This window comes from Tsukamurella ocularis (genome assembly GCF_024807615.1).
GTDB classification, from domain to species: domain Bacteria; phylum Actinomycetota; class Actinomycetes; order Mycobacteriales; family Mycobacteriaceae; genus Tsukamurella; species Tsukamurella ocularis.
Genome location: NZ_JANUCJ010000001.1, coordinates 371,314 through 385,082 on the forward strand (window position 1 = coordinate 371,314; position 13,769 = coordinate 385,082).

Annotated in this window: 14 protein-coding genes; 4 read left to right on the plus strand and 10 right to left on the minus strand. The window is 72.3% G+C overall.

Annotation, left to right across the window (positions count from 1 at the left end; all coding sequences use genetic code 11):
- Positions 1 to 49: 49 nt before the first annotated feature.
- On the plus strand, positions 50 to 700 hold the full coding sequence (locus tag HNP44_RS01935) for a TetR/AcrR family transcriptional regulator (protein ID WP_259144205.1): 651 nt from the start codon (positions 50 to 52) through the stop codon (positions 698 to 700).
- A gap of 14 nt (positions 701 to 714) precedes the next feature.
- On the opposite strand, the gene HNP44_RS01940 is transcribed toward HNP44_RS01935, so the two are convergent.
- From HNP44_RS01940 to HNP44_RS01975, 8 genes are read right to left on the minus strand one after another with little or no spacing between them, the layout of a single operon-like run.
- Positions 715 to 2,493 carry an ABC transporter ATP-binding protein gene (locus tag HNP44_RS01940; RefSeq protein WP_259144207.1) on the minus strand — a complete coding sequence of 593 codons (1,779 nt, stop codon included), beginning with the start codon at positions 2,491 to 2,493 and terminating at the stop codon, positions 715 to 717.
- Positions 2,490 to 4,199: an ABC transporter transmembrane domain-containing protein gene (locus HNP44_RS01945; RefSeq protein ID WP_259144208.1), complete on the minus strand. Its 1,710-nt coding sequence runs from the start codon at positions 4,197 to 4,199 to the stop codon at positions 2,490 to 2,492. The genes HNP44_RS01940 and HNP44_RS01945 overlap by 4 nt, the downstream gene beginning before the upstream one ends.
- 2 nt (positions 4,200 to 4,201) lie before the next feature.
- Entirely contained in the window at positions 4,202 to 5,296 is a 1,095-nt protein-coding gene (locus HNP44_RS01950; RefSeq protein ID WP_259144209.1) for an isochorismate synthase, read from the minus strand.
- A complete protein-coding gene (locus HNP44_RS01955) occupies positions 5,293 to 5,916 on the minus strand; it encodes an isochorismatase family protein (protein WP_259144210.1) in 624 nt (207 codons plus the stop codon). Before HNP44_RS01955 ends, HNP44_RS01950 begins: the two co-directional genes overlap by 4 nt.
- The gene (locus HNP44_RS01960; RefSeq protein ID WP_259144211.1) at positions 5,913 to 7,544 is read right to left on the minus strand and encodes a (2,3-dihydroxybenzoyl)adenylate synthase; all 1,632 of its coding nucleotides are present in this window, start codon (positions 7,542 to 7,544) and stop codon (positions 5,913 to 5,915) included. Before HNP44_RS01960 ends, HNP44_RS01955 begins: the two co-directional genes overlap by 4 nt.
- A complete protein-coding gene (locus HNP44_RS01965) occupies positions 7,541 to 8,290 on the minus strand; it encodes an SDR family oxidoreductase (RefSeq protein WP_259144212.1) in 750 nt (249 codons plus the stop codon). Before HNP44_RS01965 ends, HNP44_RS01960 begins: the two co-directional genes overlap by 4 nt.
- 16 nt (positions 8,291 to 8,306) lie before the next feature.
- Positions 8,307 to 9,242, minus strand: a complete 936-nt coding sequence (locus tag HNP44_RS01970) for a methionyl-tRNA formyltransferase (RefSeq protein ID WP_259144278.1) — start codon at positions 9,240 to 9,242, stop codon at positions 8,307 to 8,309.
- Positions 9,242 to 10,534: a lysine N(6)-hydroxylase/L-ornithine N(5)-oxygenase family protein gene (locus tag HNP44_RS01975; protein ID WP_259144213.1), complete on the minus strand. Its 1,293-nt coding sequence runs from the start codon at positions 10,532 to 10,534 to the stop codon at positions 9,242 to 9,244. The genes HNP44_RS01970 and HNP44_RS01975 overlap by 1 nt, the downstream gene beginning before the upstream one ends.
- 116 nt (positions 10,535 to 10,650) lie before the next feature.
- Here HNP44_RS01975 and HNP44_RS01980 point away from each other — a divergent pair, with 116 nt between their 5' ends.
- On the plus strand, positions 10,651 to 11,688 hold the full coding sequence (locus HNP44_RS01980) for an iron-siderophore ABC transporter substrate-binding protein (RefSeq protein WP_259144214.1): 1,038 nt from the start codon (positions 10,651 to 10,653) through the stop codon (positions 11,686 to 11,688).
- A 46-nt stretch (positions 11,689 to 11,734) separates the two neighbouring features.
- Here the strand turns inward: HNP44_RS01980 and HNP44_RS01985 are convergent, their stop codons facing one another.
- The gene (locus HNP44_RS01985; RefSeq protein ID WP_259144216.1) at positions 11,735 to 12,631 is read right to left on the minus strand and encodes a siderophore-interacting protein; all 897 of its coding nucleotides are present in this window, start codon (positions 12,629 to 12,631) and stop codon (positions 11,735 to 11,737) included.
- A 3-nt stretch (positions 12,632 to 12,634) separates the two neighbouring features.
- Complete coding sequence (locus HNP44_RS01990; protein WP_259144217.1) at positions 12,635 to 13,255, minus strand: GNAT family N-acetyltransferase; 621 nt, start codon at positions 13,253 to 13,255, stop codon at positions 12,635 to 12,637.
- Between the two features lie 77 nt (positions 13,256 to 13,332).
- Between HNP44_RS01990 and HNP44_RS01995 the strand changes: the two genes are divergently transcribed.
- Together HNP44_RS01995 and HNP44_RS02000 are read left to right on the plus strand one after the other, a co-directional pair.
- On the plus strand, positions 13,333 to 13,569 hold the full coding sequence (locus HNP44_RS01995; protein WP_259144219.1) for a phosphopantetheine-binding protein: 237 nt from the start codon (positions 13,333 to 13,335) through the stop codon (positions 13,567 to 13,569).
- The gene (locus HNP44_RS02000; RefSeq protein ID WP_259144220.1) at positions 13,566 to 13,766 is read left to right on the plus strand and encodes an MbtH family protein; all 201 of its coding nucleotides are present in this window, start codon (positions 13,566 to 13,568) and stop codon (positions 13,764 to 13,766) included. Before HNP44_RS01995 ends, HNP44_RS02000 begins: the two co-directional genes overlap by 4 nt.
- The last annotated feature ends 3 nt before the right edge of the window (positions 13,767 to 13,769 follow it).

Below are 13,769 nucleotides of genomic sequence, written 5' to 3' on the forward strand. Positions count from 1 at the left end.
TGAACGTCGCGTGAACGCGCGGTGCCTGCGAAAAGGTAAACTGTGCGGAATGCCCACCACCGCTAACCGCGGACGCCGGCGCGCCGAGCACCTCGGGCCCGAGCGTCGCCGCCCCCAGGTCCTCGACGCCGCGCTGGAGATCGCCGCGCGCGACGGCCTCGCCGCCGTGACCATCGGTACCGTCGCCGACCGCCTGCAGGTCACGCGCCCCGTCATCTACTCGTGCTTCCCGGATCGCGTCGCGCTCATCACCGAGCTGCTCGACCGCGAGACCGAGACGATGATGACCTACGTTCTCGCGTCGCTGCACAACGCCCACGGCGAGGATCCGGAGACCGCGTTCATCATCGGCATGCGCGGCCTGCTGACCGCTGTCAACGAGCGCGCCGACACCTGGCAGCTGCTGTTCTCCGGCGTCACCGACCCCGAGGTCGTGCACCGCGTCCAGGGCGCGCGCGCGACCCTCGCGAAACAGGCCGAGGAGTGGATCCGGCCGGCCCTCATCCGCTGGTGGGACATGCAGGACCTCGACGAGAAGCTGCCCATGCTCATGGAGCTGTTCGTCTCGGCGTGCGAGGCCGCCGTCCGGTCGATGCTGGTCGGCCGTCCCGACGACGCCGGGCCGCAGTGGCGCGGCGACTCCGAGGGGATCGGGAAGTTCTACGGCTCCGCCGTCTACCGCGCCTTCCACGGCGCCTGACCGTCCGCGTCACCTCACCGGTGACGGCTCCACGCCGCCCAGAGGGCGGCGTACCGTCCACCCGCGCTGCGCAGTTCGTCGTGCGTACCCTGCTCGGCGATCGCGCCGCGCTCCATCACCAGGATCCGGTCGGCCCGGGCCGCCTGGCTGAGACGGTGCGCTACGACGAGGGCCGTCCGCCCGACGAGAGCCGCCTGCGCGGCCTCTTCGAGCAGGTCCGCGTCGGCGCTGTCGGCGTCGGCGGTGGCCTCGTCGAGGATCACGACGGGCGGGTCGAGCAACACCAGGCGAGCCAGCGCTAGCTGCTGCTCCCGCTGCGGGGTGAGCGCCTGTCCTCCCGCTCCGACGACGGTGTCCAGCCCGGCATCGAGCAGGGACACCCACTCGTCGGCGCCCACCCGCGCCAGGGCGGCGTGCAGGTGCTCGTCGGACGCCGAGGGCGCCGCCATCCGCAGGTCCTCGGCGAGGGTGCCGGCGAAGACGTGGACGTCCTGCGTGAGCAGCACCGGCGCGGCGGAATCCGACAGCGTCGCGAGGTCGGCACCGCCGATCCGCACCGTGCCCGCGTCGGGCACGTGGACGCCCGCGATGAGGGCGGCGAGGGTGGTCTTCCCGGCGCCGGACGTGCCGACCACGGCCACCGTCTCCCCCGGTTCCAGCCGCACCGTGACCCCGTCGAGCACGCGGCGCCCGCCGCCGTACCCGAAGGTGACGCCGTCGACCTCGACGCGGGGCGGCCCGCCGCTCACGTCCACCACGCCCGACGGTGCCGGTCCCGACGCCTCGTCGTCGGCCACCCCGATCACCCCGACGATGCGGGCGAGAGAGGCCCCCGCGGACTGGATGTCGTCCATCACCAGCAGGAGCGCACCGATCGGCCCGAACAGCCGCAGGAACAGCAGCATCGCGGTGGTGACGGCGCCGACGGTGACCAGGTCTCCGTCGACGAGGGCGAACCCGAGCACGAGGATCGCGGCCATACCGACGAACTCGGCGAGGTTGACCCGACCGAAAAGGCGGTTCTGCACGATCCGCGCGCGCATCGTCCACCGCACGACCCGCCACGAACCGTCGCTGACCCGCAGGCTCGCGCGGTCCATGAGGTCGTAGGCGTGCACGGTGGGCAGGCCGCGGATCGACCCGAGCATGTGGTGCGCCCGCTCCGCCATGGCCGCCCGCTCGGAGCGGTAGACCGGCGGCGCGACGCGCACGTACATCCGCGCGCCGAGTACGTAAACGGGCAGCACGACGACCACGACCGCCAGGAAACGCCAGTCGAGCGCGGCGAAACCGGCGATGGTCACGGCGACGGAGAAGCCGGACCGGGCGAGCGCGGGCACGCCACGGGAGATGGCCTGGCTGACCGCGCCGACGTCGTCGGTGGCGCGGGAGACCAGGTCACCCGACCCGGCCTCCTCGACGCGGGACTGGGAGAGCCGCAGCGCCGCCCCGACCATCGACTCCCGCAGCCGGGCGAGCGCGGTCTCGAAGACCTGCGCGGAGAGGGCGATGCCAAGACCGGTGAAGACCGCCGAGGCGATCGCCGCGGCCGCCATGAGCCCGCCGATCCGCAGGACGCCGGCGTAGCCGCCGCCGTCGATCGCGATGTCGACGATCGCGCCGAAGCCCCACGGGACGGCCAGCCCGAGGGCGGCGCCCACGAGCAGGACCACGAACACGAGGGCGAGGGCGCCGCGCTTGCCCGCAAGCAGGCCGCGGGCGAAGCGGAAGGTCGCCGCTCCGTCGGCGATCGGCAGGACGCCGGCGGCGACGGTCGTGGTGGGAGCGCTCACGCGTGGACCTCCGCTCCGGCAGTGCTGACGGTGAGCACGGTGTCGGCCGCCGCGATCAGCGTCGGGGAGCCGGTGAAGACGACGGTCGCGAGGCCCTCGCGGGCCGCGCCCAACCGGTCGGCGATCACGGCCTCGGTGACCGAGTCGACCGCGCTGGTCGGGTCGACGAGCACCAGGGTGCGCGTGTCGGTGGCGAGCGCGCGGGCCAGCGCGACGCGCTGGCGCTGGCCGCCCGAGAGGAGCCGGCCGGCCTCGCCTACGGAGGTCTGGAGCCCGTTGGGCAGGACTTCCAGGACGTCGTCGCAGGCGGCGGCGAGCAGCGCCGCCGCGACCCGGTCGGGCGTGCCGCCGGCGGCGACGTTCTCCTCGACGGTGCCCTCGAACAGGGTGGTCGCGTGCGGCGCGACGCGCACGGTCCGCAGCGCCACCGGCTGGGTGAGCGTGTACAGGTCGGTGCCGCCGACGGTGACCGATGCCCCGGCCCGCGGGGTGCTCGTGCGTGCGAGCAGGGCGGTCGCGGCGGCGGTGGTTTCGGCGCCGCACACCACGGCGGTGACCCCGGTGCGCGGGAACTCCAGGTCGACGACGCCCTCGCCCGCGGGGACGCCGGAGAGCCGCACCGGCACCTCGTCCCCGTCGTGCGCGTGCAGGACGCCCTCGTCGCGCGCGAAGGGCGCCTGCAGCACCATCAGCACGCGCTTCGCCGAGGCGTTCCCGGCGACCCAGAACTTGCCGAAGTTGGTGCCCATGGCCTGCAGCGGTGCCATCACGACCTGGGTGAGGCCCACGACAGTGATGAGCTGGCCGACGGTGAGGTCGCCGCGCACGGTCTGCACGCCGGCGAGTATCCCGACGAGCACCACGAATGCCGCGGCGACGGCTTCCATCGCGCCCACGTAGGCGCCCTCGGAGCGGCGCGCCTTGATGACGGCGGCGAGGGCGCGGGCGCTCGCCGACCGGTACCGCCGGTCGGCCTCGGCCTCGGCGTGCATGCCCTTGACCACGCGGAACCCGGCGACCAGGTCGGCCGCGGCCCCCGCGGCCTCGCCGGCGGCCCGCTGCTCGGCCTCGCTGCGGGCGCGCAGGGCGCCGCCCGCCTTGTCGAGGCACCACAGCATCGCCGGCGCCCCGAGCAGCACGAGCAGGCCCAACTGCCACGAGATCGACAGCAGCACGACGCCGCAGAAGACGATCGCCGCGAGCTCGCCCACCGGATAGAGCCCCAGCGCGACCGACATGGCGAGGCGCTGCACGTCGGAGGTGGCGATGGAGAGCAGCACGCCCGGCGAGTGGCCGCCGCCCAGGCCGCGTGGATCCAGGATCCGGTCGGTCACCTGGGTGCGCAGCCGGTGCTGCACGGTGTTCATGCCGAGGAAGCCGATGCGCGAGCCGAACCGGAAGCTGAACGAGAGGAAGGCGAACAGGACCGCGAGCACGAGGACCCAGCGGATCGTCGCCGCCCAGTCCCCGGTCTGGATGGCCCGGTCGATCGCAAGGCCCATCACCACGGGCACCAGCGCCTCGCCGACCTGGTGCCCGATGATGAGCAGGCCCGCGGGCAGCGTCCGCGACCGATCGCCGAACATGGTGCGCAGCACCAGCTGCCGCGGCGTGGTGTCGGCGTCGACCGCGAGCGGCCGATGGTCGGGCTGCTGCTCGGGCGCCTCGAAGAACACCGGCAGCCGGCTGCCGGTCCAGTTCGCCACCCTCAGCTCCGCGCGGACTCGGTGAGCCGGAACGGGCCCAGTACGGTGCGCAGCTTGTTGCGGGTCTCGGCCAGCTCGGCCTGCGGGTCCGAGGCCCCGACGATGCCGCCGCCCGCGTAGGCACGCAGGCGCGCACCGTCGAGTTCAGCGCACCGGATACTGACCCGCCACCGCCCGTCGCCGTTCGCGGCGGTCCAGCCGACGGCGCCGGCGTAGAAACCCCGTTCGCCCTCGATGTCGGCGATCGCGCGGGCGGCGGTCCGCCGCGGGAAGCCGCAGACAGCGGGGGTGGGGTGCAGGGCGAGCGCGAGGTCGAGCGCGGTGGTCGCGGGGTCGGCGAGCCGGCCCTCGATCTTGGTGCCGAGGTGCCACACGGGTCCGGCCCTCGTCACCGACGGTGCAGCGGGCACGTCCAGTTCCGCGCACATTGGCGCGAGTGCGGCGGCGATCTCGTCGACGACGTAGGCGTGCTCCTCGCGGTCCTTCTCCGAGTCCAGCAGGCCCTCGGGCGTCGTCGCGGTGCCGGCGAAGGGGTGGCAGAAGACGGTGTTGCCCAGGCGCCCGACGAGGATCTCCGGGCTGGAGCCCACGAGCCAGCGGCCGCGGTAGGCGTCGCCGGCGGCGGCGAGATCCACGGCGAAGGCGTTGCCCTCCAGGTCGCGCTGCTCGAGCGCGGCCGCCACGGCGAGCGGGTCGAGCGGCGCGGCGGCCTCGAAGTCGACGGCGCGCGCGAGCACCACCTTCTGCAACTCGGAGTCGTCGATGAGCGCGATGGCACGGCGCACGCGGTCGACGTGCTCGGCCGGCTCTGGGTGCTGGGCGGTCTGCGTCAACGTGGGCAGCTCGGCGGCAACTCCGGCGGACGCGGCGGCCGGGTCCACGTCGCCGAAGTGCTCCGGCACCGTCAGCGCGGCAGGATCCGCCAGGTCGAAGGGCAGCGCGCCCACCAGTACCGGCACCGCGCCGTCGCGCAGCGCGGCCGCAGCAGCGTGCGGGTCCGTGTAGGCCCCCGCGGTGCCGCGCGCCGCGAGGCGCTGCCCGGCAGCGGTCAGCAGGAAGTGCGGATGGTCGCCCTCCCCACTCGTGCTCGCCGTCATCGCAGGGCCTCCAGAACCTTGTCCGTCGTCTCCACTCTGCCGCATCGGCCTGCCACGTAGGTGAGCGCGTTGGCGTGATCCTCGGCGGAGAAGTCGGCGACGGCGTCGCGGACCACGTAGGGCTGCACGTCGCGCATGAAGGCGTCGAGCGCCGTGGTCATGATCCCGATGTGCGCGTAGATGCCCGCGATCACCAACTGATCGCGTCCCCAGGCCCGCATCCGCTCGGCGAGATCCGACTTGGCGAAGGCGCTGTAGCGCCACTTGGTGAGCAGCACGTCGTCGTCGGCCGGGGTCAGCTCATCGATGATGTCCTGGTTGGCCGTCTTGAGGCCGGGACCCCAGAAATCGGTGAGCAGCGCGCGCTCCTCGGGGTCCTGGTCACCGGGCTGCGCGGTGTACACCACGGGCACACCGGCGGCGCGGGCCGCGGCGCGCAGGGTCGCGATGTTCGGGACCACGGTGCGCAGCGGCTCCGCATCGCGCTCGAACGGTCCCACGAAGTGCTCCTGCATGTCGTGGATCAGCAGGACGGCGCGCGCCGGGTCGACGGTCCAGTCGACGGTGTCGGGGCACTCGATCTCGGGCAGGTCGTAGACGACCGTCTTCGGCAGGCTCACAGCTTCTCCTCGTCCTTACGCCCGACGAGGTCCGCCAGCGCGCGCCGCAGTTCGCGGCGACTGATCTTTCCGACGCCCGTTGTGGGGAATTCGTCGACGAACTCCACCCGGTCGGGCACTTTGTACTCGGCCACGCCGCGGGCGCGGACGAACTTCTTCAGCTCGGGCATCGTGGGCCGCTCGCCGCCGGTCAACACCACCGCGCAGGTCCGCTCCCCCAGGAACTCGTCGGCGACCGCCACGACGGCCGCGTCGATCACCAGCGGGTGCGCGATGAGGTGGTTCTCCACCTCTTCGGCGGCGATCTTCTCGCCGCCGCGGTTGATCTGGTCCTTGGCGCGGCCCTCCACCACGAGGTGCCCGCTCGGCAGCCGCCGCACGATGTCGCCGGTGCGGTAGAAGCCCTCGGCATCGAAGGACTCGGCGTCGACGCCGCCCAGGTAGCCGCGGATCGTGTACGGCCCGCGGGTCCACAGCAGCCCGGCCTCGCCTTCCGGGACGGGCGTGCCGTCCTCGTCGAGGACGCGCACCTCGTCGTCGGGCGAGATCGCGCGGCCCTGCGTGCCCAGGACAAGGTCCTCGGGGTCGTCGTCGCGGGTGTAGTTGACCAGGCCCTCTGCCATGCCGAAGACCTGCTGCAGGCGGCAGCCGAGCTCGGGGGTCACGCGCCGCGCGGCCTCGGGCGGGAACTTGGCGCCGCCCACCTGCAGCACGTCCAGGCTGGCCAGGTCGGCGGTCGTGCCGGGCGCGGCCTGCAGCCACAGCATCGCGAGCGGCGGGACCAGCGACGTCATGGTCACCTTCTCAGCCTCGATCAGCGGGAAGGCCTTCGACGGTGCCGGGTCCGTCCCGAGCACAACGGTGCCGCCGGCCCACAGAACGCCGAGGATGCCGGGGCTGCTCATGGGGAAGTTGTGCGCCACGGGCAGCACCACGAGGAAACGCGTGCCGGGCCCGAGGCCGCAGATCTTCGCGGACTCGCGCACCGAGTAGAGGTAGTCGGCGTGGGTGCGCGGGATCAGCTTGGGCACACCGGTGGTACCGCCGGAGAGCTGTAGGAACGCCAGGGATTCCGGATCGACGGTGATCGGCGTCCCGCTCGCGATCCCGGTACCGAACACGCCGTCCGGCCCGAGAACGTCGTCGACGACGAGGATCTCGACGCCGGTCTCCGCGGCGACCTCGGCGGCCAGCGCGCGGTGGTCGAAACGGTTGATGGTCGCCGCCGTGATCAGGGCCTTCGCGCCCGACGTCTGTACGAAATGCACGAGCTCGCTGCGGCGGTGCGCGGGCAGCGCGAACACGGGGACGGCGCCGATCCGGAAGAGCCCGAACAGCACGGTGACGAACTCGGCGGTGTTGGGCAGCTGCAGCACCACCCGATCACCTGCGGCGATCCCCGTGGCGCGCAACCCCGCGGCGGTCACGGCCGCAGCCGTGTCCAGCTCGCGGTAGCTCAGTCGCACCGGGGCACCGGCGACGTCCTGCGCGACCAGTGCCTCGGCGTCGCCGAAGCGCTCCGCGGCCTCGGGCAGGAAGGACGCGAAGGTCTCGCCGGTCCAGTGGCCCGCCGCGCGGTAGCGCGCGGCGAACTCCTCCGGGAAGTAGCGGGTCTCGGTGCTGGTCATACGGTGGCGCCTCCGTCGACGGTGAGTACCTGCGCGGTCACGTGCCGCGCATCGGGCGAGAGCAGGTAGTCGATCGCACCGGCGATGTCGTCGGCATCGGCGATCCGGCCCAGGGGGATCCCCAGCCGGTGCCGCGCCAGATCGCCCGCGATCGCGGCCTTCGCGGCGGCGACACCGCCGAAGGCGGTCTGCATGGGCGTGGCGGTGGAGCCGGGAGCGACCACGTTGATCCGCACGCCGCTGCTCGCGAGCTCGAGGGCGAGGGTCAGTGTCGCGTTGTGCGCCGCGGCCTTCGACGCCCCGTAGGCGCCGAGGCCGACGCGCGGGCCGTTCCCGGCGTTGGAGCCGACGACCACGGCGGCGCCGGCGCCGCGCTCCGCCATCCGGCGGGCGGCGGCGGTGAGCACGTGCACGGTGCCGGTGAGATTCACTGCCAGCGCGGCGGCCCAGTCCTCAGCCGCGGTGTCGAGAACCGGCCCGGCGACGAGGATTCCAGCGCAGTGCGCGAGCGCGTCGACGGGGCCGCCCGCCTTCTCAGCGGCGTCCAGCGCGGCGTCCACGGCGTCGGCGTCGGTCACATCGAGGACGTGCGAGGTGGCGGTGCCGCCCGCGTCGGCGACGGCGCGAGCGGTCGCGACCAGCCCGTCGGCGTCGCGGTCCGCGAGGGCGACGGGGCCGCGCCGCGCGAGCCGCACGGCCGTCGCTGCGCCGATCCCGGACGCAGCGCCGGTGATGAATGAGTGCATGTCTCGATTTCCCGGGTCAGCCGAGATAGGCGCCGGAGTCGCCGAGGATCTTCGCGGCGGGGTGTTCGGCACCGTCGGCTGTGCGGACGGTCTCGACGATCAGCGCGGGGTTTCCGCCGCGCCACGCGTCGGGTCCCGCGACGACGGCGATGCCGTCACCGTCGGGCACGCAGACGCGGCCCGGGGTGCCCCCGTACCGCTTGGTGGATACGGAGGCGCCGGTGATCGCGAGCCGCTCGCCACGGAAGACGGTGTGGGCGTTCGGGTACGGATCGGACTGGGCTCGAATGAGGCGCTCGATGGCATCGGCCGGCCAGGACCAGTCGATGGTGCTGTCGGCGTCGGAGCGCTTGTGGAAGTACGTGGCGGCGGCAGGGTCCTGCGGGATCGGCTGTGCCGTGCCGGCTTCCAGCTCGCCGAGCGACCGGGCGACCAGCGGACCGATCAGATCGACGGTGCGGTGGAAGAGGTCGACGGTGCGATCGGTAGGGCCGACCGCGACGGACTCCTGGGCGATGATGGGCCCGGTATCGAGGCCCTCGTCCATGAGGTGCGCGGTGACGCCCACATGGGTCTCGCCGTTGATGAGCGCCCAGATCAGAGGCGAGAAGCCGGCGTACTTCGGGAGCAGCGAGTCGTGGATGTTGAGGGTCCCCAGGCGCGGCATCGAGTAGATCGATTTCGGCAGCCAGGTACGCCAGTTGTTGGCGACGATGATGTCCGGCTCTGCGGCCGAGACCGCCTCGAAGAGGGCCTCATCGGGCTTCTTGGCGAGGTGCACGGCCACGCCGCGGGACGTGGCCAGCTCCTCGACCGAGTCGTTCCACATCATCTCGTACGGGTTGTTCGAGACGGGGTGGGTCACGGCGAGCGCGACCTCGTGACCGGCATCGAGGACGGCGGACAGTGTGCGGTGGCCCCAGGTCTGGAAGCCGAAGGTGACGACGCGCATCATGCTCCCTTCGCGGCGGTGGTCAGGCGGGTGTCGGCGGCGAGTCCGTCGAGGATCTCGCCGGCTCGGACGGCGACGTTCGACAGGAGCGTCGAGCCGAGGCCGTGGGTGGATTCGGTGGCGCCCTGGACGTACAGGCCGTCGAGCGGCTCTCCGTCGAGGGCGAGCACGTAGTCGCGGCCGACCTGCATGCGTTCGGGCGCGACGTCCCACCCTGCGAGCACGTCCGAGACGCCGATCGACCGGAAGCCGGTGGCGCACACCACGGCCGAGTAGTCCTGCCCGGTCGTCGCGTCGGCGATCCGGTCGCGCAGGGTGACCCGCACACCGGTGTCGGAGGCGACCGCCGAGGTCACGACCGTGGCGGGGCGCATCAATAGCCGGCGATGCCCGGAAACCTTCTCCTGATACTCGACGGCGTAGAGCTCGTTGATCAGCTCGAGGTCGACGCAGCCGTAGTTGGTGGTCGCGTGCCGCGCCATCAGTTCACTGCGCACCTCGACGGGAGCGGCGTAGAAGTCGTCGACGGCGGCGGGGTCGAAGACCTTGTTGGCGTAGGGGCTGTCGTCGGCGGGCTGGAAGCCGTAGGAGTTGAAAACGCTCTCCACCACGGCGTTCGGGTAGCTCCGGTGCAGGAACTGTGCGACCTCCGCGGCGCTCTGCCCGCCACCCACGACGAGGAATCGGTGCGGCGCCTCGGGATCCAGGTCGGCAGCGGCGAGATGATCGAGCAGCCGATGATTGTGGAACAGGCGCGGTCCGGCGGTGGCCCACTCGGGCAGCCGCTCGCGCAGCCCCGTCGCCACGACCACGGACCGGGCGCGCAGAGCTCCGTCACCGTCGGGCCCCGTGTACCGGACGAGCCAGCGCGCACCGTCGAGCGCCTCGTCGAGGCGCTCGACGGCGGTCACCGTCGTGCTGTAGTCGATCCGGGCGGAGACGTTCTCGGCCACCCAGGACAGGTAGTCGGTGAACTCGACGCGGGTCGGGAAGAAGGTCTGGTGGTTGATGAAGTCGACGAGCCGGCCGCGGGCCTCGAGGTAGCTCAGGAAGGTGAACGGGCTGCGCGGGTTGCGGAGCGTCACCAGGTCCTTGAGGAAGGCGATCTGCATGGTGGCGCCGTCGAGGAGCATGCCCGGGTGCCAGGCGAAGGCGGGCTTGCGCTCGAGGATGGTCATCTCGAGGGGCGGCAGGCCCGTGCGGTTCCGCTCGTCGAGAGCCGCGGCGAGCCCCAGATTCGACGGTCCGGCCCCGATCCCGACCACGTCGGCGATCGCGTGCTGCTGTCCCATGTATCTCCCTCATCGATTACCTAGATAGGATAGGCATACCTGAAAGTAGAGACCATTCGCCAGTCGTGCGAACGTCTGTGTCCATCGCCACAGGCCACCGTCGAAGAGGAGAAACCGTGTTCGGGTCATCCCGCATCACTCGTACCGTCCTAGCCCTTGCCGCCGCTACCGCCCTGGTCACGAGCACCGCGGCGTGCGGTTCCGCCTCGTCCGGAGGCGGCGAGCACGCGCAGCACGATGCGGGCTTCCCCGTGTCGATCACGTCCGCACTCGGCACCACCGAGATCAAGGCCCGCCCGGAGCGCGTGGTCACCCTCGGGTGGGGCAGCACCGAGGCCGCGATCGCCCTGGGCGTGCCGCCCGCGGGCATGCGCGACATGTCGTCGGAGCTCGGCAAGGACGCCGGCGGGATCATGCCCTGGGTGCAGGAGAAGCTCGGCGACGCGAAGCCTGTGCTGCTTCCCGAATCGAGCAAGTCGCTGCCGCTCGAGCAGATCGCCGCCCTCAAGCCCGACGTGATTCTGTCGGTGCAGGCCGGTCTCACCGCGGACCAATACGCACAGCTGAGCAAGATCGCGCCCACCGTCGCGCAGCCCGGCCGCAATTGGCAGACCTCATGGCAGGACCAGACCACGCTCGTCGGCAAGGCGCTGGGGCGCGAGGCGGAGGCGAAGACGCTGATCGCGGACACCGACAAGCGCATCGCCGCGGTCAAGGCCGCGCATCCGGAGTTCGCCGGGAAGACCGTGGCGGCCGCCAGCGGCACCACCCCCGAGAGCCTCAACTTCTACTTCGACACCGATCCGCGGGTGATGCTGCTGCAGAGCTTCGGCTTCACCGTGCTGCCCGAGCTGACCGCCCTGCGCGAGGCCACGCCTCCCGGCAAGTTCGCCGCGCCGGTCAGCTGGGAGAACGTGCCCAAGTACAACGCCGACGTGCTCACCTCGTGGTACCTCGACCCCGCCCAGCGCGCGGCCACCGAGGCCAACCCGTCGTTCGCGAGCCTGAAGGCCGTGCAGCGCAAGTCGTACGTGGCCCTGACCGATCCGCCGCTCGTCTACGCGGTCAGCTCGCCCAACGTGCTCGACCTGCCGTGGCTCCTCGACCGCTACGTGCCGACGCTCTCGGCGGCGGCGAAGAACGTCGCGGGCTGACCCGGCGCCGCGCCGCCGGGCACCGTCGCCCGGCGGCGCCACGGGGCTACAGCCCCGCTGCCTCGAGCGCCTGCTCGTAGAGGTCGGTCGCCTCGTCGCGGGACTTGCCCGCGGCGAGGGCGTCCGCGAAGACCGCACGCAGCTTCTCCTCCCCCGCGGCCTCGAACCGCTTGGTCCAGGCCTCGGCATCGTGCCGCCAGTAGCCGACGACGTCGGCGCGGTCCCGAGCCCAGCCGAGTCCGCGCACGTGCTTCTTCGCGGCGCGCGTGTCCGCCGCCTCCCCGGCCAGCCACAGGTAGCCGTCGGCCGGCAGGTCGACGGTGCGCAGCACCTCCGGCAGGCGGCTGGGCGCCGCACCGTTGCCGGTGCCGACGACCTCGATCACCTCGGTGCCGGGCCTATCCGGAAGGTAGGCGATCTCGCTGCGGTCGAGGACCTCGGCGATCACGGTGACGTCGACGCCGGCAGGGGTCTCCTCCAGGATGCGGGCGAGCGCGGGCAGCGCAGCGAGGTCTCCCGCGAGGACGTGCCGGGAGGCGTCCTGGGCGGGTTCGTACCAGGAGCGGGGGCCGGCGGCCAGGAGCCGCCAACCGGGGCGCGCGGCACGGAACCAGTCGATCGCGGGCCCGTGGCCGTGCTCGGCGACGTCGACGAGCATGCGACGGGTCTCGGCGTCGTAGGCACGCACCGAGTAGTTCCGATGGCCGAGGCTGCGCTCGGGATCGGCGATCTCCCAGCCCCCGAGGGCGGCCGGATCGTCCGAGGGCCGGGCACTGAGCTCGGTGCCGTCGGGCGAGAAGTAGAAGGCGATGGACTCGTCACCGGGCGCGATGGGGACGTAGCCCCCGGCAGTGCCGCCGCCCACCTCGAACTCGAGACGCAGCAGGTTCTCCGCGACCTGCGCGGTCGCGGTGAGGGTCAGGACGAAATCGTTCCACTTCATGGATCACTCCGATATGTCGGGCCGCGGCGCGAAATGCGCCCGCTCCGCGGCGAACAGGACGGCGGTCTTGTGCGGGAGCTCGACGACGCCGAGGCGAGTCAGGCCCAGCGCGGCGCCCACGCCGACGGCGGCGGTGTTCCGCGCATCGGGTTCGGTGAGCATCCGCCGGCAGCGGCGCTCGGCACGGAAACCCGCGTCGATGAGCGCCGCGCCGATTCGGGCGCCCCAACCGTTGCCACGGTGAGCGGGCGAGCCGATAGCAAGGTGCACGCCCACGTCGTACGGGTCGGACTGGTAGCACCGTGCCACCACGTCGGCGTGGGCGCGGTACAGCTCCACGTAGGCGATGTCGGCGCCGCCGTGCGCGACGATCGCGGGAGCCGTGTGACCGCCGTCGAGCTGCTCGATCAGGTGGGTGCGCCAGCGCTCGCGGGGCCACGCCTGTCCCCACGCTGCGGCCACCGCAGGCGTGTTCATCCATGCGTGCACGACGTCGAGATCGGCGGACTCGGGGTCGACGACGCGCAGGTCGAAGCCTGAAAGCCGGAGCCCTGCGAGGAAGTCGCCGATCGGCGGATGCTCGCGGCCCTCGACGTGGCGGCCGACCGCGGCATGGTCCAGCATGCACGCCCCCCTCTAGCGAAGTGTAGGCTTACCTACCTGATTGCACCGCAGATTACCCCAAGGAGACGGTTTCCGATATGTCCACCTCCCCGCTGACAGCCGACCGCGTGCGCGCCGACGTCGCCGAGCTGCTGCAGGTCCCCGCGCAGTCGATCGCGGACGATGACAACCTCTTCGACCTGGGTCTGGATTCGGTCCGCGTGATGACGCTGATCCAGCGCTGGCGCGAGGCAGGTGCCGCCGAGCTCGAGTTCCCCGATCTCGCCGAGCAGCCGGAGCTCGCCCACTGGCAGCGGCTCGTGGTCGGCGGATGAACCCGTTCGACGAGCCCGACGCGAGCTTCCTCGTCCTCCGCAACCACCTCGAACAGCGCTCGCTGTGGCCCCGGTTCGCGGAGATTCCGGCGGGCTGGACCGTCGAGTTCGGCCCGTCCTCGCGCGAGGACTGCCGAACGCACATCGAAACCGCGTGGACGGATCTCCGCCCGCAGCGCGCCGACCTTCCCCGCTAGTCA

What these genes read in the sequence shown, in the direction of transcription:
- HNP44_RS01985 (WP_259144216.1), bottom strand. Translation starts at nt 12,631, where the DNA reads ATGAAGTGGAACGATTTCGTCCTGACCCTCACCGCGACCGCGCAGGTC.
- HNP44_RS01970 (WP_259144278.1), bottom strand. Translation starts at nt 9,242, where the DNA reads ATGCGCGTCGTCACCTTCGGCTTCCAGACCTGGGGCCACCGCACACTG.
- HNP44_RS02000 (WP_259144220.1), top strand. Translation starts at nt 13,566, where the DNA reads ATGAACCCGTTCGACGAGCCCGACGCGAGCTTCCTCGTCCTCCGCAAC.
- HNP44_RS01990 (WP_259144217.1), bottom strand. Translation starts at nt 13,255, where the DNA reads ATGCTGGACCATGCCGCGGTCGGCCGCCACGTCGAGGGCCGCGAGCAT.
- HNP44_RS01950 (WP_259144209.1), bottom strand. Translation starts at nt 5,296, where the DNA reads ATGACGGCGAGCACGAGTGGGGAGGGCGACCATCCGCACTTCCTGCTG.
- HNP44_RS01995 (WP_259144219.1), top strand. Translation starts at nt 13,333, where the DNA reads ATGTCCACCTCCCCGCTGACAGCCGACCGCGTGCGCGCCGACGTCGCC.
- HNP44_RS01960 (WP_259144211.1), bottom strand. Translation starts at nt 7,544, where the DNA reads ATGACCAGCACCGAGACCCGCTACTTCCCGGAGGAGTTCGCCGCGCGC.
- HNP44_RS01935 (WP_259144205.1), top strand. Translation starts at nt 50, where the DNA reads ATGCCCACCACCGCTAACCGCGGACGCCGGCGCGCCGAGCACCTCGGG.
- HNP44_RS01975 (WP_259144213.1), bottom strand. Translation starts at nt 10,534, where the DNA reads ATGGGACAGCAGCACGCGATCGCCGACGTGGTCGGGATCGGGGCCGGA.
- HNP44_RS01965 (WP_259144212.1), bottom strand. Translation starts at nt 8,290, where the DNA reads ATGCACTCATTCATCACCGGCGCTGCGTCCGGGATCGGCGCAGCGACG.